We start from the raw sequence: 21735 nt of genomic DNA, 5'->3' as shown, positions 1-21735 counted from the left end.
GCGCCCACCGCGGGCGGCACCGTGCCCGCGCGGAAGAACGACGTGCCCGTGCCAGCGAAGAACCAGGAGAACCCAGTGACGACCGGAGCCACCGGAGCCACCGTCTGGCTCACGGGTCTGCCGAGTGCCGGCAAGACCACCATCGCCCACGAACTCGCGGGCCGGCTGCGCGAGGAGGGCCACCTCGTGGAGGTCCTCGACGGCGACGAGATCCGCGAGTTCCTCACCGCGGACCTGGGCTTCAGCCGCGCCGACCGGCACACCAACGTGCAGCGCATCGGCTTCCTCGCCGACCTGCTCGCCCGTAACGGCGTCAAGGCGCTCGTCCCGGTCATCGCGCCCTACGCCGACAGCCGCGAGGCGGTCCGCAAGCGGCACTCGGCGAGCGGCGCCGCGTATGTCGAGGTGCATGTGGCGACTCCGGTCGAGGTGTGCTCCGAACGCGATGTGAAGGGTCTGTACGCCAAGCAGGCGGCCGGTGAGATCTCCGGGCTGACCGGGGTCGACGACCCGTACGAGGCCCCCGAGACCCCGGAGCTGCGGATCGAGTCGCAGGACCAGACGGTCCAGGAGTCCGCGGCGCTGGTCCACAAACTGCTCACCGAGAGGGGTCTGGCATGACGACGACCGTCACCGCCGTCCCCGGGGAGACCGGCACCCCGTACACCCTGTCCCACCTGGACGCCCTGGAGTCCGAGGCGGTCCATATCTTCCGTGAGGTGGCGGGCGAGTTCGAGCGGCCGGTGATCCTGTTCTCCGGCGGCAAGGACTCCATCGTCATGCTGCACCTGGCGCTGAAGGCGTTCGCCCCGGCCGCGATCCCGTTCACGCTGCTGCACGTGGACACCGGGCACAACTTCCCCGAGGTGCTGGAGTACCGCGACCGCACGGTGGCCGCGCACGGGCTGCGGCTGCACGTCGCCTCCGTGCAGGACTACATCGACCGGGGTGTGCTCAAGGAGCGCCCGGACGGGACGCGGAATCCGCTGCAGACCGTGCCGTTGACGGAACGGATCCAGGCGGAGAAGTTCGACGCCGTCTTCGGCGGTGGCCGTCGGGACGAGGAGAAGGCACGCGCCAAGGAGCGGGTGTTCTCGCTGCGGGACGAGTTCTCCCAGTGGGACCCGCGTCGCCAGCGCCCGGAGCTGTGGAACCTGTACAACGGCCGGCACGCGCCCGGCGAGCACGTCCGTGTCTTCCCGCTCTCCAACTGGACCGAGCTGGACGTGTGGCAGTACATCGCCCGCGAGGGCATCGAACTGCCGGAGATCTACTTCGCGCACGAGCGCGAGGTGTTCCAGCGGGCCGGGATGTGGCTGACCGCCGGTGAGTGGGGCGGCCCGAAGGACGGCGAGACCGTCGAGAAGCGCCTCGTCCGCTACCGGACCGTGGGGGACATGTCCTGCACGGGCGCGGTGGACTCGGACGCGACCACGCTGGACGCCGTGATCACCGAGATCGCGGCCTCCCGGCTCACCGAGCGGGGCGCGACCCGTGCCGACGACAAGATGTCCGAGGCCGCGATGGAAGACCGTAAGCGCGAGGGGTACTTCTAGGCATGACCACGACCACGGAACTCACCGAGACGACCCTGCTGCGGTTCGCCACCGCCGGTTCGGTCGACGACGGCAAGTCCACCCTCGTCGGGCGGCTGCTGCACGACTCCAAGTCGGTCCTCACCGACCAGCTGGAGGCCGTGGAGCGCGCCTCGGCGAGCCGTGGCCAGGAGGGCCCCGACCTCGCGCTGCTCACCGACGGTCTGCGGGCCGAGCGGGAGCAGGGCATCACCATCGACGTGGCGTACCGCTACTTCGCCACCCCGCGCCGCCGGTTCATCCTCGCCGACACCCCCGGGCATGTGCAGTACACCCGCAACATGGTCACCGGCGCCTCCACGGCCGAGCTGACGGTGATCCTGGTCGACGCCCGCAACGGTGTCGTCGAGCAGACCCGCCGGCACGCCGCGATCGCCGCACTGCTGCGCGTCCCGCACGTCGTGCTGGCCGTCAACAAGATGGACCTCGTCGCGTACGAGGAGCGGATCTTCGCGCGGATCGCCGAGGAGTTCACCGGGTACGCGTCCGAGCTGGGCGTCCCGGAGATCACCTCCATCCCGATCTCCGCGCTCGCCGGTGACAACGTGGTGGAGCCGTCGGCCAACATGGACTGGTACGGCGGCCCGACCTTCCTGGAGCACCTGGAGTCGGTGCCGGTCGCCCACGACCTGGCGCACTGCCACGCCCGGCTCCCCGTGCAGTACGTGATCCGTCCGCAGACCGCCGAGCACCCGGACTACCGGGGGTACGCGGGGCAGATCGCGGCCGGTACGTTCCGGGTCGGCGACCCGGTGACGGTCCTGCCGTCCGGCCGGACCACCAAGGTCACGGGCATCGACCTCCTCGGCGAGCCGGTCGACGCGGCCCACACCCCGCAGTCGGTGACCCTCCTGCTGGAGGACGACATCGACATCTCGCGCGGTGATCTCCTCGTGCCCAGCAAGGACGCGCCCGCGACCACCCAGGACATCGAGGCGACCGTCTGCCATGTGGCGGACGCGCCGCTCACCGTGGGCCACCGGGTGCTGCTCAAGCACGGCACCCGCACGGTCAAGGCGATCGTCAAGGACATCCCGTCCCGGCTCACCCTCGACGACCTGTCCCTGCACCCGCACCCGGGACAGCTCGTCGCCAACGACATCGGCCGGGTGAAGGTCCGTACGGCGGAGGCGCTCCCCGTCGACTCCTACGCCGACTCCCGGCGCACCGGCTCCTTCATCCTGATCGACCCCTCCGACGGCACCACGCTGACCGCCGGCATGGTCGGCGAGTCGTTCGCCTCCCCCGAGCCCGTCAAGGACGAGGCCGAGGACGACGGGTGGGACTTCTGACATGAACCCCGTGGACTACTACGCGACGTTCGCGAAGGAGGGCGGCCGGGTCGGCAGCGGCGCCCTCGGCAGCGGGCAGGGCGGAGTCGCGCGATGTGTGCGCTGACGTACGCGCACCGCCTGCGCGCCCCGTCCCCCCACCCGACGTCCCGGTTGCGACGAAGACCGTTTTCCTGACCTCCCGGCCACGACCTGAGAGACCGTGACCGCCGGGCCTCCGAGAGGAACACCTCCCGTGCCTGCACACCGCTCCGCCGCCTTCCGGCGTACTTTCGCCGCCATCGCCGCGCTCCCTCTCCTCACCCTCGCCGCCTGCGGTTACGGTTCCGAGTCCACCGAGTCCAAGACCGACAAGGTCGCCGCCGGGGCCGAGAAGATCGACGGTGTCGACACCGTCAACATCGGCTACTTCGGCAACCTGACCCACGCCACCGCTCTCGTCGGCATCCAGAAGGGCTTCTTCCAGAAGGAGCTCGGCGGCACCAAGGCGAAGTACACGACCTTCAACGCCGGCCCCTCCGAGATCGAGGCCCTCAACGGCGGCTCCATCGACATCGGCTGGATCGGCCCCTCCCCGGCGATCAACGGCTACACCAAGGCGGACGGCGCCAACCTGCGCATCATCGGCGGCTCGGCCTCCGGCGGCGTCAAGCTCGTCGTCAACCCGGACAAGATCAAGTCCCTGAAGGACGTCAAGGGCAAGAAGATCGCCACCCCGCAGCTCGGCAACACGCAGGACGTGGCGTTCCTCAACTGGATCGCGGAGCAGGGCTGGAAGGTCGACGCGAACACCGGCAAGGGCGATGTGTCCGTGGTCCGCACGGAGAACTCCGTCGCCCCGGACGCCTACAAGTCCGGTGCCATCGACGGCGCCTGGGTGCCGGAGCCGACCGCCTCCAAGCTGGTCGCCGAGGGCGCGAAGGTCCTGCTGGACGAGGCCGACCTGTGGCCGGACAAGAAGTTCGTGATCACGAACATCATCGTGCGCCAGGAGTTCCTGAAGGAGCACCCGGACGTCGTCGAGGCCGTGCTGCGCGGCTCGGTCAACTCCAACGCGTTCATCAACTCCAACGCGGACGAGGCGAAGGCCGCGGCGAACGCCCAGCTCAAGGCCGACTCCGGCAAGGAGCTGCCGGCGGATGTGCTCGACCCGGCATGGACGTCCATCCAGTTCATCAACGACCCGCTGGCGTCCACCCTGCAGACCGAGGCGGACCACGCGGTCAAGGCCGGTCTGCTGGAGGACCCGAAGCTCGACGGGATCTACGACCTGACGCTGCTCAACAAGGTCCTCAAGGCCGAGGGTGACGACGAGGTCGACGACGCCGGTCTCGGCGTCAAGTAACCGCGTAGTCCGATGAGTTCCCAGGAGGTGACGACCATGGCCACCACACTCGCCAAGGCCGCCGACAGCGCCGAGGCAGCGCTGTACGCCGCCCGAATAGAGCACGTATCGAAGTCCTTCGCCGGGCCCTCCGGGCAGCAGCTCGTCCTGGACGACATCACGCTCGATGTCGCTCCGGGCGAGTTCGTCACCCTCCTGGGGGCCTCGGGCTGCGGCAAGTCGACGCTGCTCAACCTGGTCGCGGGTCTCGACGACCCGAGCGCGGGCAGCATCACGACCGACGGGCGACCGGCTCTGATGTTCCAGGAGCACGCCCTCTTCCCGTGGCTGACCGCGGGCAAGAACATCGAACTCGCCCTGCGGCTCAGGGGAGTTCCGAAGAACGAGCGGCGCGAACGGACCGAGGAACTGCTCGGTCTGGTCCGGCTCCAGGGCGCCTACGGCAAGCGGGTGCACGAGCTGTCCGGCGGTATGCGCCAGCGGGTCGCCCTGGCCCGCGCGCTGGCCCAGGAGAGCAAGCTGCTGCTGATGGACGAGCCGTTCGCCGCGCTCGACGCCATCACCCGGGACGTGCTCCACGACGAGCTGACCCGGATCTGGAGCGAGACGGGGGTCTCGGTGCTGTTCGTGACGCACAACGTGCGCGAGGCGGTACGGCTCGCCGAGCGGGTCGTCCTGCTGTCCTCGCGCCCCGGCCGGGTGGCCCGCGAGTGGACCGTGGGCATTCCGCAGCCCCGCCGTATCGAGGACACCGCCGTGGCGGAGCTGTCCGTCGAGATCACCGAAGAACTGCGCAGGGAGATCCGCCGCCATGGCCAGCACTGAGACCAAGAGCGACGCCGTGCCCGGCGAGAACGTCAAGGACGTCGAGGACGTCAAGGACACGGACGACCTCGCCGGGCTGGAGGCGGGCCTCGACGCGCTGGACTCGGTGCAGACCGGGCGTCCGCCGCTGCGGCAGGTGCTCGTCCAGAAGGTGCTGCCCCCGATCACCGCGATCGCGCTGGTGCTGGCGGTCTGGCAGCTCCTCGTCCTGGCGGAGGTCGCGCCGGCCTACAAGCTGCCCTCGCCGTCCGCGGTGTGGGACGAGGTCCGGGACGCCTGGCTGCAGGGCACGCTCCTGGAGTCCATCTGGACCAGTGTCTCCCGTGGTCTGCTCGGCTTCCTCGCGGCCCTGGCGATCGGCACGCCGCTGGGTCTGCTGGTGGCCCGCGTCCGGATCGTCCGCGCGGCGATCGGCCCGATCCTCTCCGGTCTGCAGTCGCTGCCGTCGGTGGCCTGGGTGCCGCCGGCCGTGGTCTGGCTGGGTCTGGAGCCGTCGGTGATGTACACGGTCATCCTGCTCGGCGCGGTCCCGTCGATCGCCAACGGTCTGGTGTCCGGCATCGACCAGGTACCGCCGCTGTTCCTGCGGGCCGGACGGACGCTGGGCGCGACCGGGCTGAAGGGGACCTGGCACATCGTGATGCCGGCCGCGCTGCCCGGTTATGTGGCGGGGCTGAAACAGGGCTGGGCGTTCTCGTGGCGCTCGCTGATGGCCGCCGAGATCATCGCCAAGGCGCCCGACATCGGCTCGGGCCTCGGCCAGATGCTGGAGGCGGGCCGCACCAACAGCAGCATGCCGCAGGTGTTCCTCGCCATCTTCCTCATCCTGATCGTCGGCATCGCGATCGACCTGCTGATCTTCAGCCCGCTGGAGCGGTGGGTGCTGCGCAGCCGCGGTCTGTTGGTGAAGAGCTGATCCCTGTGCACCTCAGGAAGCCGGTTCTCCTCGTCGTCGCCCATGGCAGCCGCGATCCGCGGCACGCCGCGACCGTGCACGCCCTCGTACGGCGGGTACGGGCGCTGCGCCCCGGGCTGCGGGTGGAGACCGGCTTCCTCGATTTCAACATCCCCTCCGTCCAAGGGGTGTTGGAGTCACTGGCGGCGGAGGGCGTCCGGGACGTGGTGGCCCTCCCGCTCCTCCTCATCCGCGCCTTCCACGCCAAGGCGGACATCCCGGCGGTCCTGCGGGAGGCCCCGCCGTCCCTGCGCGTCCGCCAGGCGGAGGTCCTCGGCCCGTCGCCGCTGCTGCTCTCGGCGCTAGAACACCGGCTGTACGAGGCGGGGTTGAGCCCCGCCGACAAGTCCTCGACCGGGGTCGTGCTGGCCTCGGCGGGGTCCTCCGACCCGGAGGCGATCGCGGTGATCGCCGACATCGCGCGGGAGTGGTGGCACACCGGTTGGTGCGCCGTGCGACCCGCGTTCGCCTCCGCATCACTGCCCCGCACGGAGGACGCCGTACGGAAGCTGCGGGCGCTGGGCTGCGAACGGGTGGCCGTGGCGCCGTACGTCCTCGCCCCCGGCCGACTGCCGGACCGTATCGCACGGGGCGCGGCCGGAGCGGACGTCCTCGCCGACGTACTGGGCCCGGCACCGGAAGTGGCCCGACTGCTGCTGCGCCGCTACGACGAGGCGTCCGTGGAGGCCCTGACCCGGACACGGGTGGGCGCGAGCGCCTGACCGCCCGACCGCCCGACCGCCCGACCGCCCTACCGTCCGACCACCCGACCGCCCGACCGTCCTACCGTCCGACCGTCCGACCACCCGGGTCCTATCGGACTCCGAGTTTCGGGTCCCGGCCGCTCGACGCCAGCGCCCTGTCGAACACCGGTGCGTTCGGCGGGACGGGGATCGGGTCCGCGAAGCCGTCGTACTGGCGGTAGAGGGCGCCGTGGGTTTCCACCACGGTGAGGACGAAGTGGGCGGCGGGATCCGAGATACGGAAGGGCTGTCCGGTGGCCGTCGCGACGTCCCAGCCGTGGACGGCCATTTCCTTGATGATCATGCCGGCGAGGTCGGTGGCCGGCAGTGGGCCCATGCCGAGGTCGATCTCGCCCTCCCACAGGGACGGGTCGGCCCAGGCAGTGACCGCGCGGTCCAGCTGGGCGGCGTAGGCGTCGGCCCAGTCGGCGGCGGTGGTGAAGTCCCGCTTCGTCAGCTCCTCGGGGAGCGGCTTGCGCAGGGCGCGGTGTTCCAGGCCGTGCGAGGTGTACACGACCCAGTGGTTGACCAGGGCGCGGACGTCCCAGTCACCGCAGTGGGTGGGGTGGGCGAGCTGTTCGGCCGTGACGCCCCGGGCGACGCGGGCCGCCTCGGCGGCGCATTCGACCATGTGGGCGTGGTGCGGGTGGTGGGGATGGTGGGGACGGTGAGGCTGCGTGGTCTTCTCGTGGGTCTCCATGCGCTCCACGCTAGGGACGGGGCGCCGCGTCCTCTTGAACAAACGCGACAGCCTCGTCCGCCAGCCGCGTCAGCTCCCCCACCGGCAGCGATCCGGCCTCCCGGCGCTCCCGGGCGAACGTGTTGGCGAGCCGTCGCAGCAGGTCGTTGAGCGGGGTCGGTACGCCGTGCAGACGGCCCAGCAGGGCGATCTCGCCGTTGAGGTGGTCGGCCTCGATGGTGCCGGTGCCCCGGGTCAGTGACTGCCAGGAGGAACCGCCGCCCCGTGGAGCGCCCTCCAGCGGGACCAAAGTGATCTTGTCGCCGCGGGTCCGCCGCTGCTCCTCGGCGCCCGCGTACGCGATCCCGGCGGCGTCGAGCACCCGCTCGCCCTCCGCCCGCACCCGCGCGTACAGCGCGCCCGCCGCCTCACCGGTCGTCGAACCGCTCACCGCCTCCAGGGCGTTGCCCAGATTGGCCAGCAGCTTGGCGTACTGCCAGCGCTGGACGTCCGGTACGACCGGGGCCTCGAAGAACCGGGACTTCTCCAGATCGGCGGCGACGCGATGAGCCGTCTCGTCGGTGCCGTGGGGGTAGCGCCCCAGGTGGAGCATGCCGGTGAGCGGGGTGCCGGACGCCGATACGACGCCGGGCTCCACGAAGGTGGCGGGCAGCCAGACGCAGACGCCGTACACCCGGTGGAAGCGGCGCAGGGCGAGCCGCTGGCCCTCGACGCCGTTCTGGACGCAGACCAGGGGGAGTCGCTCCGCGGCGGTGCCGCCGCCCGCCACCGGGGCCGGGGCCCAGGCCGCCAGGGCCGCGTCGGTGTCCTGGGTCTTCACGGCGAGGAGGAGGACGTCGTCGGGGCGGAGGTCACCCGGTTCGGCGGGGCCGGTGACCGTGGGGAGGTGGTGGGTGTGGGGGCCGTCGGGGGTGATGAGGTGGAGGCCGTGGGTGCGGAGGGCGGTGTGGTGGGGGCCGCGGCGGGCCACGAGGACGACCTCGTGGGCGGACTGGGCGAGGCGCCCGCCCATGGCTCCGCCTATCGCGCCGGCGCCTATGACGATGTATCGCATGGGGGTATTAAACGGCGCGCCCAGAGGGTGGGGGGTTACGGGCTCATGGCGAGTGCGGGTTGTGGGGGCTTCTCGCGCGGTTCCTCGCGCCCCTTAAGGGGCGCTGCCCGTCAGCTCCGCCAGTTTCTTCACCGTGTTCCAGTTGCGGGTCGTCGCGATCAGGCCCTTCGACAGGCGTGGCTTCGCCAGGGTTTCCGCGAGCTTGGAGCGGCCCAGGCCCTCGGGGGCGTACAGGTACAGCGCCCGGTCGCCGATCCTGAACTCCTCGGGCAGGAAGGCCTGTTGGTCGATGTCGGCGAAGCGGGACCCGTCCGGGGTCTCCGACAGGTACGTGACGTGGAGCTGTTTGCCCTCCAGCTCCGCCGCCGGGAACGGGCAGGTCTCGCGTACCGCCTCCAGATACGCGTGGTCGCGGACCAGGACGTCCACCGTGAAGCCGAAGTGGTTCTCGACGGCGGTGGTGATCTCGGCGGCGAGGGAGGTCTCGTCGCCGTGGTCGCCGGTGAAGACCGCGTTGCCGCTCTGGAGGTAGGTGGCCACGCCGGTGTGGCCGAGGCCGGTCAGGAGGGTACGGAGGTCGGCCATCGGGACCTTCTTGTTGCCGCCCACGTTGATCCCGCGCAGGAGTGCCGCGTACGTCGTCATGGGCTCACGATAAGCACGTCAGGGGCGCACGTCGGGGGCGATCACCCTGAGGCGCGGCCCTGAGAGGCCGGGATGGGTGTAGGGGGTCGCCGTCCTCCTTGGTGGGGAGGGGGTGGGGTCCGAGGGGAGGAGTCCTGGGGGTCGGGGTTCACCGGAGAGCACGAAGAGATGCCTTTATCCGGCCCATACCTTCGAAGCGAAGGGCGACGGCAGGGGGCCGTCACCTGATGACGAGGGGACTGGCCGGCGATGGCTGAGGGAGACATACGGGTGCGGGGTGTGGCCGCCCGAGCGGGCGGCTGGAGCGCCCGGCACCGCTGGGCGGCCGTCGGGATCTGGCTGCTGTTCGTGGTGCTGACGATGGGGATCGGCACGGCGATGGGCTCGGTCGAGGTCAAGGACAGCGACCAGCTCAAGGGGGAGACCAGCGCGGCGACCCATATCGTCGAGGAGGCGGGGATCGAGGAGCCCGCCGGTGAGTCCGTCCTGATCCAGGCGAAGGACGACGGCACCAAGGCCACGGACCCCGCGTTCCGGGCGGCCGTGGACGAGGTGATGAAGGCCGTCGAGGGAACCGGGAAGGTCACGGACGTGACCTCGCCGTACGACACGGGGACGCTCTCGAAGGACGGGCGCAGCGCTCTGGTGCAGTTCGACGTACGGGGCGCGTCGGACACCGCTGGTGAGCGGATCGAGCCGGTGCTGAAGGCCGTCGAGGGTGTCCAGAAGGAGCACGGGTCGCTGCGGATCGAGGAGATCGGCGGCGCCTCGATGATGAAGACGTTCGACGACGCGTTCGGCGACGACTTCCGCAAGGCCGAGTACTCGGCGGTGCCGGTGGCGCTCGGCATCCTGCTGATCGCGTTCGGCGCGGTCGTCGCGGCGCTACTGCCGGTGGCGCTGGCGATCACCGCGATCATGGCGACGATGGGTCTGATGGCGATCGTCAGCCATGTGATCCCGATGAGCGACACCGCCAACTCCGTGATGCTGCTGGTGGGTCTGGCCGTCGGTGTCGACTACTGCCTGTTCTATCTGCGCCGTGAGCGCGAGGAGCGCGCGGCGGGCCGGGACGCGCGGACCGCGCTGCGGGTGGCCGCCGCGACCAGTGGCCGGGCCATCATCGTCTCCGGTGTCACGGTGTGCGTGGCGATGGCGGGCATGCTGTTCACCGGGCTCGCCGAGTTCGAGGCGATGGGGCTGGCCTCGCTGATGGTGGTCGCCGTCGCGATGGTCGGTTCGGTCACGGTGCTCCCGGCCCTGCTGTCGCTGCTGGGCGAGCGGGTCGAGAAGGGCCGGCTGCCGTTCCTGCACCCGGACAAGCGGCGGAAGAACGGCCGCTCCGCGGGCGGCGGTTCGGAGAGCCGTTTCTGGAACGCCGTGCTGCGGGTCGTCCTCGCCAAGCCGGCGCTGTCGCTGGTCGTCGCGACCGGCGCGCTGCTCGCCGTGGCCGCGCCCGCGGTGGGGATGAAGACGCAGAACCTCACCCTGGACCAGGAGTTCGGCGACTCGCTGCCGATCGTGCAGACGTACAACCGGGTCAACGAGGCCTTCCCCGGCGGTACCGAACCGGCCGAGGTCGTCGTGAGGGCGAAGGACATCAACGCCCCCGAGGTGCGGTCGGCGCTGGCCGCCTTCAAGTCGGAGGCCGTCGCCTCGGGTGCCTCGCGCGGCCCGGTGGAGATCAAGGTGCACGACGCGCAGAACGTGGCGTTCGTGTACGTGCCGCTGGTCGGCGGCTCCGACCAGGACAAGGCGGGCGCGAGCCTGGACACACTGCGCGACGAGGTACGGCCCGCCACGCTCGGCGAGGTCGACGGCGTCGAGGCGCCGGTCACCGGGCAGGTCGCGGGCAACCAGGACTTCAACGACCAGCTGGTCGGCTCCGTCGTCCCGGTCTTCGCCTTCGTGGTCGTCTTCGCCTTCCTGCTGATGCTGCTGTCGTTCCGCTCGCTGACGATCGCGATCACGTCGATCGTGCTGAACCTGCTGTCGGTGGGCGCCGCGTACGGCATCCTCGTCGCGGTCTTCCAGCACGGCTGGGGTGCCTCGCTGGTGGGCGCGGAGGGGGTCGGCGCCATCATCACCTGGCTGCCGCTGTTCCTGTTCGTGATCCTGTTCGGGCTGTCGATGGACTACCACGTGTTCGTGGTCTCCCGGATCCGTGAGGCGCGGCTGCGGGGCCGTACGACGAAGGAGGCGATCCGGCACGGGGTGGTCACCACGGCCGGGGTGGTCACCAGCGCCGCCGTCATCATGGTCGCCGTCTTCGGGATCTTCGGGACGCTGTCCATGCAATCCATGAAGCAGATGGGGGTGGGCCTGGCGGCGGCCGTCCTCATCGACGCGACGATCATCCGGGGTGTGCTCCTCCCGGCGGTGATGGCCCTGCTCGGCGAGCGCAACTGGTATCTCCCGAAGTGGCTGCACCGGCTGCCGGACCTCACCCACGACGAGTCCCCGGAGCCGGGCCCTGGCCCGGTGCCGCCGGCCAGGGAGGACACGAGGGTACGGGTCTGACCGGGATCCCAGGGCCTGTCCGGCAATTCCCGTCGTCGCCCGGAGGGCGGCCCCGCGGCGTCAGGTAGGTGCTCTCGGCGTGCCGGGCGTGGACCCGCGTACTGGACGTACTCGGGTCTGCGCCCGGTGCGGCGAGAGTGCGTGCACGGCGTCTCGGGGCAGACGGGAATTGTCAGACAGGCCCTGGTACGGGCGTGGGCCGGGGGTGGTGTGGCCGCCCCCGGCCCACGCCCGTGTGCGCGTCGGGCGTGCCGCGCGGCTCAGGCCGCCGTGGCCACCTCGCCCCGCATGTCTCCCCGGTCGAAGGAGTCGAGGGTGCGGGTGAAGTCGCGGGTGGAGAGCAACAGCTTGTAGACGATGGCCAGTTCGAAGACGAGGAGCAGGGCGCCGGAGACGATGGTCGTCGTCAGCACCGAGTCGACGATCGGGCCGATCATGAAGACGCCCATCTGGAACTCGATGCCGCTGATCAGATGCGGGCGGACCCGGTGGCGCAGCAGGAAGGAGCGGACCCGCAGATAGGCGGGGAAGCGGCGGCGGAACTCCTGGTGCAGATCGACGACCTGGGTCTGCGGGGCGGTCTGGGTGACCTCGGCGGTGGCCGTGCGCAGATCCTGCTCGATGTCGGCCTCGGGGTTCTCGCGCAGCAGGTCCTCCATGAAGGCGAGTTCCCGCTCGTTCTCCGCGCGGCGGGCCTCGCGGAGCCGGGCCTTGATCTGCTTGCGCATGGTGTGGCGGACCTTGAAGGTCTCCAGGGAGTTGATGTAGCGCAGCGCGTCGCAGCCGATGACGGCGGCGGCGAGCCAGATGTAGAGCGTGTCCCCGGTGCGGTGGTACTGCCCCGCCATCAGGGCCACCGAGCACGCCGCGACCCGGATGCGGTCGAAGACGAAGTCGAGCCAGGCGCCGAACACCGAGCCCTGGCCGGTGAGCCGGGCGACCTTGCCGTCCATGCAGTCGAGGATGAAGCTCAGGTGGTAGACGACGGCGCCGGCGATCAGCCAGCGCCAGTCGCCCAGCGCGAAGAGGGCGGCCGAGACCAGGCCCAGCAGGAACGCGCCCCAGGTCAGCTGGTTGGGCGTGATCCTCGTGTACTTCGCGGTGAGCCGCACCAGCGGTGTGGCGACCGGGTCGACGAGCAGCACGGTCCACCAGGCGTCCCGCTTCTTCTGCGTGACGCGGCGCACTTCCGCGAGGTCGGGTATGTCTCGGCGCATGGGTCAACTTCCTGGCGTTCGAAATGAGTTCACGCTCAGCTTGGAAGCCGTTCACCCGAGGCACAAGAAATGCCCGGCACAACCTTTCGTAGGGGGTAAGGGTCGAACCCGGTATCAGAGTCAGTGCGCTTGCCGCGCGGACCGGGCGTTACCTGAGCGTTATCGGGTGACCCGATCGTGACCCAAAAAGTGCCGGGAATTCACGACAGGCGTGGAACCAACCTGCTTGCCCGGCTATCAGGGGTTTCGGAGTTCCGCCTCGATGAGGTCGGCGGCCCGTCGGGTGCCGCCCTCGGCCGCCATCTCCCGCTGGATCTCCTGGAGCCTGCGGGCCACTTCGGGGTCGTCGACGAGGGCGAGGACCGCCTCGCGCAGGGTCTCGGCCGTCGCCTCCTCCTTGGGCAGACGGCGGGCGACACCGAGGGCCTGGAGCATGTCGGCGTTGCCGAACTGGTCGACGGCCTGCGGTACGGCGACCATCGGTGTGGCGGTGGCGAGGCCTTCCTGACTGCCGCCGGCGCCCGCGTGGGTGACGAACGCGTCGGCCTGCTTCAGGATCGCCAACTGCGGCACCCAGTCCCGTACCTCCACATTGGCCGGGATCTCGCCCAGCTCCGCCGGTTCGACGTGCCGGCCGACCTGGAGCACCATGTGCCAGCCCGGCAGATCACCGAAGGCCTGCACGCACTCGCGGTAGAAGTCGGGCTGCTTGGTGAAGGACGACCCGAGCGAGACGAGCAGCACCTTCTCCGCACCGGGGGGCCGCGTCCAGTCACCCTGTGCCGCACGGTCGCCCTGGCACGCGCCGACGAAGGTGTAATGGCGCGCGTCGACCCGGTCGGCGTGCGGCTGGAGCGCCTTCGGGATGAGGACGAGGGAGCGGGCGGGGCGGCCGACGAAGGGGTCGGGGTGCTCGGTGATCCCGTTCTCCTTCAGCCAGGCCTCGAAGCGGGCGTAGTACGCCCGGCCGCGTTCCGTCTTCCTCGGTTCGGCCCACATGGGTTCGGCGACCTCCTCCTCGTAGCCGGTCCAGGCGACCAGGTTCGGGGAGAGCGAGATCGCCTTGACGCCCCAGCGGTGGGCGAGGACTGCGGCCGGGTACGAGGTGATGTCGTGCAGCACGAGGTCGGGTTCGTCGCCCTCGTACGCGTCGATGAGCTGGGGCAGGGCCTGGATCGCGTCGTCCAGGAAGGGCTCCACGTTGTCGAGGAGCGTGGTGCCCCAGGCCTCGGGGTCGGCGTCGGGGCCGGGCAGGGTGGAGTGCCAGGGTTTCGGTTCGGCGCCGGTCTCCGCGACCTTCTCGGCGAAGGCCGGCGGAATCGCGTACGTCACCCGATGCCCCCTCGCCACCAGCTCCCGAACCACTTCGAGGCTCGGGTTCACGTGGCCGTGGGCGGCGATGGAGAACATGGCGATGTGGGAGGTCATGAACCCGACGGTACGCGAGACGATACGTATCGTGCAATCGGGTTTTTGTTGGGGGGTGCGATGTCGGGTGCGGGTGTGTGGGGCTGGTCTTTTGAGGGGCGCGGAAACTGCGCGACCAGCCCCAACCGGAGCCGCACCCGACGACGCACGCTCTCGCCCTGGCGCTGATGGCGCGCCAACACCAGGTCCCGTCGCGCTCCGAACGGGCAGTGGCACATCGCGTTCGCGGTCGTCCCCGAGCCGGTTCCGGCGCCCGGCACGGGCGAGGTGATCGGCATCGACCGGGGTGTCACGATCACCGCCGCCCTGTCGGACGGCCGGAGACTGAACTGCCCCCAGCTCACCGTCAAGGAACGCGCCCAGGTCCGCACACACCAGCGGCGCGCGGCCAGATCCCCGAAAGGCAGCGACGCCAAGGCGGCCGAGTACGCGAAGGTGGCCGGGCTCAAGGCGCGGGAGGCGAACCGGCGCAAGGACTGGTGCGAGAAGACCAGCACCATGCTCGCCCGCGGCTACGACCTGGTCCGGTTCGAGAAGCTCAACGTCAAGACGATGACCCGCTCCGCGAAGGGAACCGTGGAGCAGCCCGGCAGGAGGGTGGCGCAGAAGTCCGGCCTGAACCGGTCGATCCTCGCCCGGGGCTGGGGCCTGCTCCGGCAACGCACCGGGCACAAGGCCCCCGGCCGGGTCGAGGACGTTCCCGCCCCCTACACGTCACTGCGGTGCAGTGCCTGCGGTTGGATCGACAAGAACTCGCGCAAGAGCCAAGCCGGGTTCGTCTGTTCCTGCTGCGGCTTCACCTGCAACGCGGACACCAACGCCAGCATCAACGTCGCGGCAGGACAGGGCGGGATCCCCCGCCCCCGGCGCACAGCCGGTGCCGGAGGGACGACAACGGCCACCAGCCGTTCGAACACCCGTGAACCTCAACCCACCTGGGTCGGAATCCCCCTCTTTCGAAGAGGGGGAGGATGTCAACGGGTGGGCTCGGTCCGGCCGGACTGCGCGTCGGTGAACGCCGGCGCGATGCCGTGGAGCAGCGGTCCGACGCTCAGCACCAGGATGGGGATCAGCGCGGGCAGGACGAGGAACCAGGCGCCGTGGTCGAGAAGGCGCCGGTCCCGGCCGTCCGCCGGGGTTCGCCGCTTGGCCGGTCGCGGGCGTTGCTGCTTCGCGGTCGCCAAGGTCATGTCCGTCATGGTGCTGAGGGCATGACAGGGCATCAAGGCACCGCGCACAGGGTCCGACCTGTGCGAATGCGAGACTGTCCGCTGGATGGCGTGAACCCGACGTCCCCCGAGGGGGCGTCGGCCGTACGGACTCGGTCGGACACGGAGGCGAAGGATGGACGAGGCACGGGCTCGGGACGTCCTGGGCGCGGCCGGTGTGCTGCCCGGTGCGGCCGGGGAGGCACGGCTGCTCGCGCTGGGCGAGAACGCGGTGTTCGCCGCCGGTGACCTGGTGGTCAAGGTGGGCCGCGACGCCGAACTCCTGGACCGGGCCCGCCGCGAGCTGGACGTCGCGGCCTGGCTCGCCGAGGCGGACGTCCCGGCGGTGCGGGCCGCCGAGCCGAAGGCCCTGCTCGTCGAGGGGCACCCGGTGACGGTGTGGCACCGTCTCCCCGACTCCGTACGCCCCGCCGGCGCACGCGATTTGGCCGAACTCCTACGGCTGGTCCACGCTCTCCCCGCCCCTCCCTTCGCCCTGCCCCGCCGTGAACTGCTCGGCGGTGTGGAGCGCTGGCTGCGGCTCGCCGGTGACGCGATCCACCCGGCGGACGCGGCCTATCTCCGCGAGCGCCGCGACGGCTTCGCGGCCGCGGCGGCCTCTCTGGTCCCGCATCTGCCGCCGGGTGCGGTCCACGGCGACGCCCTCCCCCGCAATGTCCACATCGGTCCCGACGGCCCGGTCCTCGTCGACCTGGAGACCTTCTCCGGCGACCTGCGTGAACATGACCTCGTCGTCATGGCCCTCTCCCACGACCGTTACGGGCTTCCGGCCGAGGAGTACGACGCCTTCACCGCCGCGTACGGGTGGGACGTACGCGAGTGGGAGGGCTGCTCGGTGCTGCGCGGCGCCCGTGAGACGGCCAGCTGCGCCTGGGTCGCCCAGCACGCGCCGAGCAACCCCAAGGCCCTGGCCGAGTTCGAGCGCCGCGTCGCCTCACTGCGCGACGGGGACGAGACGGTCCGCTGGTATCCGTTCTGAGCCGCGCCCGACTCGGGGCTCAAACGGCCCGGAGTATCAGCGCCACTTCGTCGATCTCGGCGTCGCGGGCCACGGCGAAGCCCCGGTCGTGGCCGGTGAGGACGAAGCCGCACTTCTCCAGGACCCGGATCGAGCCGGTGTTGTCGGCGGCGGCGTGGGCGTGCAGCGGCCGGGTGGGGTCGAGGCCGATCAGGGCGGTGAGGGCGGCGGTGGCGATGCTCCGGCCCCAGTGGGCGCGGCCTATCCAGTAGGTGACCTCGCGTTCGTCCGGCGGGCCGAAGACCGCCGCGTTGCCCACGACCTCACCGTCGGCGACCACCGTGCGCGCCAGGATGTCGGGGTTCGCGCGGATTTTCACCCAGTGCCTGTCGAAGAGCGCCCGGTCGTAGTGGTACTCCCTGGTGAAGGCGGCGATCCGCTGCGCCTCGGGATCGGACAGATGCTCCCAGAAGAACGGCAGGTCGCTGTCCCGTATGGCGCGCAGGGAGATCGGCGCGGTCGTCATACCGTCTCCTCCGCCGACTCGCGCAGCGGCCACACCGCGTCCACGACCGCGTCCGGGTCGCCCTTGCGGCGCAGGAAGGCCTGGAAGTCGGCGGCCCATTCGGCGTACCACTCGATCTGGCTGCGGTGCAGTTCGGCCGGGCCGAGGGCGGCGACCTTCGGGTGCCGCAGGGCTATCGCGCGGGCCAGCCGGGCGGCGGCCAGGGCGTCGGCGGAGGCGTCGTGCGCGGCGTCGAACGGGACGCCGTACTCCCCGCAGACCGCTTCGAGGTTGCGTTTGCCCCGGCGGTAGCGGTCGACGGAGCGGTCGATCGTGTACGGGTCGACGACCGGGGCCGGGTCGAGGCCGCCCAGGCGGTCGCGCAGGGACGGCAGGGAGTGCCGGCGCAGCTCGGCGGAGAGCAGGGTGAGGTCGAAGGCCGCGTTGTACGCCACGACCGGGACGCCCGTCCTCCAGTAGGAGACGAGGACGTCGGCGATGGCGTCGGCGACCTGGTCGGCCGGTCTGCCCTCGGCCGTCGCGCGGGCGTTGGTGATGCCGTGCACCGCCACCGCCTCCTCCGGGATCTCCATGCCCGGGTCGGCGAGCCATTCCCGGTGTCCGACCGGCTCCCCGTCCTTGACCTCGATCACCGCGCCCGTGACGATACGCGCCTCGCGCGGGTCCGTCCCGGTGGTCTCCAGGTCGAAGCCGATCAGCAACTGCCGGTGCCAACCCATGCTGGCCCCCCTTCTTGGTGGTGCTTTCCCCCAGTGACCACCACCATCGCATGGGCCACTGACAATCCGAGGGCCGCATTCCGCTTCGCCGCTCCCGGGGCCCGGGAGCACCGGGCCGCGACCCCTCCCGGCGCCCCGCTCACGACACCGGCCGGGAGTCCGCCCAGGCCACTTCGAACTCCTCGCGGTATGTATCGAAAAGCCCGACTTCGCCGTTCTCGTGGGCCTTGAGGACGCGGTTGCCGCCGCGCAGGACGAGGACCGGCGCCTCCATGCCCCGGGTGCGCCGCAGATAGGTCTGGACGACCGCGACGCCGTCCGTGCCGTCGCCGTCCACGAGGTAGGCGGTGAAGCGGGGGGTCTCGTCGAAGACCTGGATCTCGAAGGCGCCGGGGTCGCGCAGCCTGGAGCGGACCCGGCGCATATGGAGGATGTTCATCTCCACGGCCCGGCTCAACTCTCCGCGCTTTATCCCGAGTTCGCGTTCGCGTCGCTTGACCGCGCTGGACGCGGGATTGAGGAAGAGCAGCCGGACCCGGCATCCCCCCTCGGCGAGCCGGACCAGTCGCCGTCCGGAGAAGTTCTGCACGAGGAGGTTCAGGCCTATCCCGATGGCGTCGAGACGGCGGGCGCCGCCGAACAGGTCCTCGGCGGGGAACTGCCGCAGCAGCCGCACCCGGTCGGGGTGGACGCCGACGACGTCCGCGTACCGGTCGCCGACCAGGTCCTCGACCGCGTCGACGGGCAGCCGGCGCGCGGAGGGCACGTCGCTGCCCGCGCCCAGGATCTCCAGCAGTTTGGCCGAGGCCCGCTCGGCCTGGGCGAGGACGGCCTCGGACAGGGCCCGGTTGCGGGAGACGACGTTCCGGGTGACCTCCAGCTCGTCCAGGGCGAGTTCCACATCGCGCCGCTCGTCGATGTACGGCTCGAAGCACGGCCAGTGCTGCACCATCAGCTCCCGCAGCTGCGGGAGGGTGAGGAAGCTGAGGACGTTGTCGTCGGCGGGGTCGAGCAGATAGCCCTTGCGGCGGCTGACCTCGCGTACCGCGACGGCCCGCTGCACCCACTCCTGTCCGGCGGGCCCGGCGGCGGCCACCACCCAGTCGTCGCCGTGGACGGGCTCGTAGATGGGGCGCAGCACGGCGGCCACCACGGCGCGCAGCCGCTGTTCGACGAGGTTCAGCCAGATGTAGGCACGGCCGGCCCGCTGGGCGCGCGTACGCACTTCGAGCCAGGCGTCGGCGTTCCAGTCCAGTTCCGGGCCGATGGATCCCCTCTCCATCGGCCGTGCCAGGGACACCGCGCCGGGTGGGACATCTGTGGAGTTCCCCTCGTGACCCGTCTCGCCCGCGTCACCAGGAGGCAACTCCAGCCCTCCCGAGCCCACCCACGCACCGCCTTCCGCTCCCCCGAGCTCACCCCTACTCAACGATCAAGGAAGGGTACTCCGGTAGCGGGTGACGATACAGCCGGATGGACAGGTCGTTTCCCAACTACCGCACGTGACTTGGCCGTTCCGGGCCGTCACCGCGCCGGGAGTGAGCTGATTCATAGCGATCGGCCCGCCGGGGCCCGACACCGGCGGCCCGCGGAGCGTCACCATGTGTCCACCGCTGGGCAGAAGGGACGTATGTCCTAGGAGGTTGCGTCAGTTTGGGGGAGACTCCCCCCGGAGTGGCCCCCAGCGGCGCGCGACAACTGGAAGAGTCGTATCCATGCAGGTCTGGCCTGGACAGGCGTATCCGCTCGGTGCCACGTACGACGGCGCCGGGACCAACTTCGCGGTCTTCTCGGAGGCCGCGCACCGAGTCGAGCTGTGTCTGCTGGACGACGACGGCTCCGAGACCGCGGTGGAACTGCGCGAGACGGACGCGTTCGTGCGACACGCGTATCTGCCCGGTGTGATGCCGGGACAGCGGTACGGCTTCCGTGTGCACGGCCCGTACGCGCCCGAGCGCGGACTGCGCTGCAACTCCGCGAAGCTGCTCCTCGATCCGTACGCGCGTGCCATCAGCGGCTCCGTGAAGTGGGGGGAGGAGGTGTACGGCTACCGCTTCGGGGCGCCCGAGGAGCGCAACGACCTCGACTCGGCACCGCACATGATGACCTCGGTCGTGGTCAACCCGTACTTCGACTGGGGCGACGACCGGCGGCCCCGCACCGAGTACCACCACACGGTGATCTACGAGGCCCATGTCAAGGGGCTGACGATGCGGCACCCCGGGCTGCCCGAGGAGCTGCGCGGTACGTACGCGGCGCTCGCGCATCCCGCGATCATCGAGCATCTGACCGCGCTGGGCGTCACGGCGCTGGAGCTGATGCCCGTACACCAGTTCGTGAACGACCATCGTCTGGCCGACATGGACCTCAGCAACTACTGGGGCTACAACACGATCGGTTTCTTCGCCCCGCACAACGCGTACGCCTCCTGGGGCGACCGGGGACAGCAGGTGCTGGAGTTCAAGTCGGCGGTCCGGGCGCTGCACGAGGCGGGGATCGAGGTCATCCTCGACGTGGTCTACAACCACACCGCCGAGGGCAACCACCTGGGTCCGACCCTGTCGTTCAAGGGCCTCGACAACTCCTCGTACTACCGGCTCACGGACGATCCGCGCTACTACATGGACACGACGGGCACCGGGAACTCGCTGCTCATGCGGTCGCCGCACGTGCTGCAGCTGATCATGGACTCGCTGCGGTACTGGGTGACCGAGATGCATGTCGACGGGTTCCGCTTCGATCTCGCGGCCACCCTGGCCCGGCAGTTCCACGAGGTGGACCGGCTGTCGTCGTTCTTCGACCTCGTGCAGCAGGACCCGGTGGTCTCCCAGGTGAAGCTGATCGCCGAGCCCTGGGACGTCGGCGAGGGCGGCTACCAGGTGGGGAACTTCCCGCCGCTGTGGACCGAGTGGAACGGCAAGTACCGGGACACGGTCCGGGACCTGTGGCGGGGCGAGCCGCGTACGCTCGCGGAGTTCGCGTCCCGGCTGACCGGCTCGTCCGACCTGTACCAGGACGACGGGCGGCGCCCGCTGGCCTCCATCAACTTCGTGACCTGCCACGACGGGTTCACGATGCGGGATCTCGTCTCGTACAACGAGAAGCACAACGACGCCAACGGCGAGGACAACCGGGACGGGGAGAGCCACAACCGGTCCTGGAACTGCGGGGCCGAGGGCGACACCGACGACCCCGGGGTGGCGGCGCTGCGGGTGCGGCAGATGCGGAACCTCATCGCGACGCTGATGCTGTCGCAGGGGGTGCCGATGCTCAGCCACGGCGACGAGTTCGCGCGGTCCCAGGGCGGCAACAACAACGCGTACTGCCAGGACAACGAGGTGTCCTGGGTGCCGTGGCCCTCCGAGGAGTCCTCCGGGGAGGGCGGCGGCGAGGTCTTCGGGGATCTGCTGGAGTTCACTCGGGCGATGGTGTGGCTGCGGAAGGATCATCCGGTCTTCCGGCGGCGGCGGTTCTTCCACGGACGGCCGGTGGAGGGGACGCACGACGAGCTGTCGGACATCGCCTGGTTCACGCCGGAGGGGGCGGAGATGGTGCGGCGGGACTGGGATTCCGCTCAGGCGGGGGCGTTGAGTGTGTTCTTGAACGGGAACGCGATCTCCGAGCCGGGGGCGCGGGGCGAGCGGATCAGCGATGACTCGTTCTTGTTGATGGTGAACGCGGGGGCGCTGCCGCTGGAGTTCGTGGTGCCGGTGAACCATGGGCCCGAGTGGCAGATGGTGGTGGACACGGGGCGGGACGACGCGGTGCCGGTGGATGGGGTGAAGGTGGCGGCCGGGGAGACGGTGGAGTTGGTGGACCGGAGTCTGGTGGTGTTCCGGAGGCCTGCGTAGGGTGCGGGGTTCGCCGTAGGGGTTGATCACCGCTGCCGACCACCGGTTGTGTGTGGCTGGTCGCGCAGTTCCCCGCGCCCCTGAAAGCATGGCGTCCTCGCGTGTCCAGGTGCTCCAAATTCGCTGTGGCGGG

Annotated in this window: 17 protein-coding genes and 3 pseudogenes; 11 read left to right on the top strand and 9 right to left on the bottom strand. The window is 70.6% G+C overall.

Features of this window, described 5'->3' with window-relative positions; translation table 11 throughout:
* The first annotated feature begins 42 nt into the window (after window positions 1-42).
* From cysC to F9278_RS38190, 7 genes are all read left to right on the top strand, one after another.
* Window positions 43-621 carry an adenylyl-sulfate kinase gene (gene cysC, locus F9278_RS38225; protein ID WP_152174377.1) on the top strand — a complete coding sequence of 193 codons (579 nt, stop codon included), beginning with the start codon at window positions 43-45 and terminating at the stop codon, window positions 619-621.
* Window positions 618-1556, top strand: coding sequence for a sulfate adenylyltransferase subunit CysD (gene cysD, locus F9278_RS38220; RefSeq protein ID WP_152172379.1), 939 nt, complete (start codon window positions 618-620; stop codon window positions 1554-1556). Before cysC ends, cysD begins: the two co-directional genes overlap by 4 nt.
* A gap of 2 nt (window positions 1557-1558) precedes the next feature.
* Entirely contained in the window at window positions 1559-2887 is a 1329-nt protein-coding gene (locus tag F9278_RS38215) for a sulfate adenylyltransferase subunit 1 (protein WP_152172378.1), read from the top strand.
* A gap of 235 nt (window positions 2888-3122) precedes the next feature.
* On the top strand, window positions 3123-4232 hold the full coding sequence (locus F9278_RS38205) for an aliphatic sulfonate ABC transporter substrate-binding protein (protein WP_152172377.1): 1110 nt from the start codon (window positions 3123-3125) through the stop codon (window positions 4230-4232).
* Between the two features lie 36 nt (window positions 4233-4268).
* The gene (locus tag F9278_RS38200) at window positions 4269-5057 is read left to right on the top strand and encodes an ABC transporter ATP-binding protein (RefSeq protein ID WP_152172376.1); all 789 of its coding nucleotides are present in this window, start codon (window positions 4269-4271) and stop codon (window positions 5055-5057) included.
* Complete coding sequence (locus tag F9278_RS38195; RefSeq protein ID WP_152172375.1) at window positions 5044-5973, top strand: ABC transporter permease; 930 nt, start codon at window positions 5044-5046, stop codon at window positions 5971-5973. Before F9278_RS38200 ends, F9278_RS38195 begins: the two co-directional genes overlap by 14 nt.
* Window positions 5974-5978: 5 nt before the next feature.
* On the top strand, window positions 5979-6734 hold the full coding sequence (locus F9278_RS38190) for a sirohydrochlorin chelatase (protein WP_152172374.1): 756 nt from the start codon (window positions 5979-5981) through the stop codon (window positions 6732-6734).
* Between the two features lie 91 nt (window positions 6735-6825).
* On the opposite strand, the gene F9278_RS38185 is transcribed toward F9278_RS38190, so the two are convergent.
* From F9278_RS38185 to F9278_RS38175, 3 genes are all read right to left on the bottom strand, one after another.
* Window positions 6826-7455, bottom strand: coding sequence for a TIGR03086 family metal-binding protein (locus F9278_RS38185; protein WP_152172373.1), 630 nt, complete (start codon window positions 7453-7455; stop codon window positions 6826-6828).
* A 10-nt stretch (window positions 7456-7465) separates the two neighbouring features.
* Window positions 7466-8509 (bottom strand): ketopantoate reductase family protein, encoded by a 1044-nt coding sequence (locus F9278_RS38180; RefSeq protein WP_152172372.1) that lies wholly within the window; start codon window positions 8507-8509, stop codon window positions 7466-7468.
* 93 nt (window positions 8510-8602) lie between these two features.
* Window positions 8603-9154, bottom strand: coding sequence for a DUF1697 domain-containing protein (locus F9278_RS38175; protein ID WP_152172371.1), 552 nt, complete (start codon window positions 9152-9154; stop codon window positions 8603-8605).
* Between the two features lie 249 nt (window positions 9155-9403).
* Between F9278_RS38175 and F9278_RS38170 the strand changes: the two genes are divergently transcribed.
* On the top strand, window positions 9404-11674 hold the full coding sequence (locus tag F9278_RS38170) for an MMPL family transporter (RefSeq protein WP_152172370.1): 2271 nt from the start codon (window positions 9404-9406) through the stop codon (window positions 11672-11674).
* A gap of 260 nt (window positions 11675-11934) precedes the next feature.
* On the opposite strand, the gene F9278_RS38160 is transcribed toward F9278_RS38170, so the two are convergent.
* Both F9278_RS38160 and F9278_RS38155 read right to left on the bottom strand, forming a co-directional pair.
* Window positions 11935-12891 carry a CDP-alcohol phosphatidyltransferase family protein gene (locus F9278_RS38160; RefSeq protein ID WP_152172369.1) on the bottom strand — a complete coding sequence of 319 codons (957 nt, stop codon included), beginning with the start codon at window positions 12889-12891 and terminating at the stop codon, window positions 11935-11937.
* Between the two features lie 237 nt (window positions 12892-13128).
* Window positions 13129-14356 (bottom strand): annotated as a pseudogene (locus F9278_RS38155) (glycosyltransferase).
* Window positions 14357-14514: 158 nt separating this feature from the next.
* Here F9278_RS38155 and F9278_RS38150 point away from each other — a divergent pair.
* A pseudogene (locus F9278_RS38150) lies at window positions 14515-15144 on the top strand (RNA-guided endonuclease InsQ/TnpB family protein); the annotation flags it as partial.
* Window positions 15145-15296: 152 nt separating this feature from the next.
* Here the strand turns inward: F9278_RS38150 and F9278_RS47720 are convergent.
* Window positions 15297-15509, bottom strand: a pseudogene (locus F9278_RS47720) (sugar ABC transporter permease); the annotation flags it as partial.
* Between the two features lie 154 nt (window positions 15510-15663).
* Here F9278_RS47720 and F9278_RS38140 point away from each other — a divergent pair.
* The gene (locus F9278_RS38140) at window positions 15664-16527 is read left to right on the top strand and encodes a phosphotransferase enzyme family protein (RefSeq protein ID WP_152172367.1); all 864 of its coding nucleotides are present in this window, start codon (window positions 15664-15666) and stop codon (window positions 16525-16527) included.
* Between the two features lie 19 nt (window positions 16528-16546).
* Here F9278_RS38140 and F9278_RS38135 read toward each other — a convergent pair whose 3' ends face one another.
* From F9278_RS38135 to F9278_RS38125, 3 genes are all read right to left on the bottom strand, one after another.
* A complete protein-coding gene (locus tag F9278_RS38135) occupies window positions 16547-17032 on the bottom strand; it encodes a GNAT family N-acetyltransferase (RefSeq protein WP_152172366.1) in 486 nt (161 codons plus the stop codon).
* Window positions 17029-17751 (bottom strand): 3'-5' exonuclease, encoded by a 723-nt coding sequence (locus F9278_RS38130; protein WP_152172365.1) that lies wholly within the window; start codon window positions 17749-17751, stop codon window positions 17029-17031. The genes F9278_RS38135 and F9278_RS38130 overlap by 4 nt, the downstream gene beginning before the upstream one ends.
* A gap of 139 nt (window positions 17752-17890) precedes the next feature.
* Window positions 17891-19138, bottom strand: coding sequence for an SAV2148 family HEPN domain-containing protein (locus F9278_RS38125; RefSeq protein ID WP_152172364.1), 1248 nt, complete (start codon window positions 19136-19138; stop codon window positions 17891-17893).
* Window positions 19139-19466: 328 nt separating this feature from the next.
* Here F9278_RS38125 and glgX point away from each other — a divergent pair, with 328 nt between their 5' ends.
* A complete protein-coding gene (gene glgX / locus F9278_RS38120) occupies window positions 19467-21602 on the top strand; it encodes a glycogen debranching protein GlgX (protein ID WP_152172363.1) in 2136 nt (711 codons plus the stop codon).
* Window positions 21603-21735: the final 133 nt, after the last annotated feature.

This window comes from Streptomyces phaeolivaceus (genome assembly GCF_009184865.1).
GTDB lineage: Bacteria > Actinomycetota > Actinomycetes > Streptomycetales > Streptomycetaceae > Streptomyces > Streptomyces phaeolivaceus.
The sequence above is the reverse complement of the archived record's forward strand: the minus strand, read 5'-3'. Positions and strand labels throughout refer to the sequence as shown.

Excerpts from the sequence above, each read along its gene's own strand:
- cysD (WP_152172379.1), top strand. The coding sequence starts at position 618 with ATGACGACGACCGTCACCGCCGTCCCCGGGGAGACCGGCACCCCGTAC.
- F9278_RS38215 (WP_152172378.1), top strand. The coding sequence starts at position 1,559 with ATGACCACGACCACGGAACTCACCGAGACGACCCTGCTGCGGTTCGCC.
- F9278_RS38200 (WP_152172376.1), top strand. The coding sequence starts at position 4,269 with ATGGCCACCACACTCGCCAAGGCCGCCGACAGCGCCGAGGCAGCGCTG.
- F9278_RS38195 (WP_152172375.1), top strand. The coding sequence starts at position 5,044 with ATGGCCAGCACTGAGACCAAGAGCGACGCCGTGCCCGGCGAGAACGTC.
- F9278_RS38185 (WP_152172373.1), bottom strand. The coding sequence starts at position 7,455 with ATGGAGACCCACGAGAAGACCACGCAGCCTCACCGTCCCCACCATCCC.
- F9278_RS38180 (WP_152172372.1), bottom strand. The coding sequence starts at position 8,509 with ATGCGATACATCGTCATAGGCGCCGGCGCGATAGGCGGAGCCATGGGC.
- F9278_RS38175 (WP_152172371.1), bottom strand. The coding sequence starts at position 9,154 with ATGACGACGTACGCGGCACTCCTGCGCGGGATCAACGTGGGCGGCAAC.
- F9278_RS38170 (WP_152172370.1), top strand. The coding sequence starts at position 9,404 with ATGGCTGAGGGAGACATACGGGTGCGGGGTGTGGCCGCCCGAGCGGGC.
- F9278_RS38160 (WP_152172369.1), bottom strand. The coding sequence starts at position 12,891 with ATGCGCCGAGACATACCCGACCTCGCGGAAGTGCGCCGCGTCACGCAG.
- F9278_RS38140 (WP_152172367.1), top strand. The coding sequence starts at position 15,664 with ATGGACGAGGCACGGGCTCGGGACGTCCTGGGCGCGGCCGGTGTGCTG.
- F9278_RS38135 (WP_152172366.1), bottom strand. The coding sequence starts at position 17,032 with ATGACGACCGCGCCGATCTCCCTGCGCGCCATACGGGACAGCGACCTG.
- F9278_RS38130 (WP_152172365.1), bottom strand. The coding sequence starts at position 17,751 with ATGGGTTGGCACCGGCAGTTGCTGATCGGCTTCGACCTGGAGACCACC.
- glgX (WP_152172363.1), top strand. The coding sequence starts at position 19,467 with ATGCAGGTCTGGCCTGGACAGGCGTATCCGCTCGGTGCCACGTACGAC.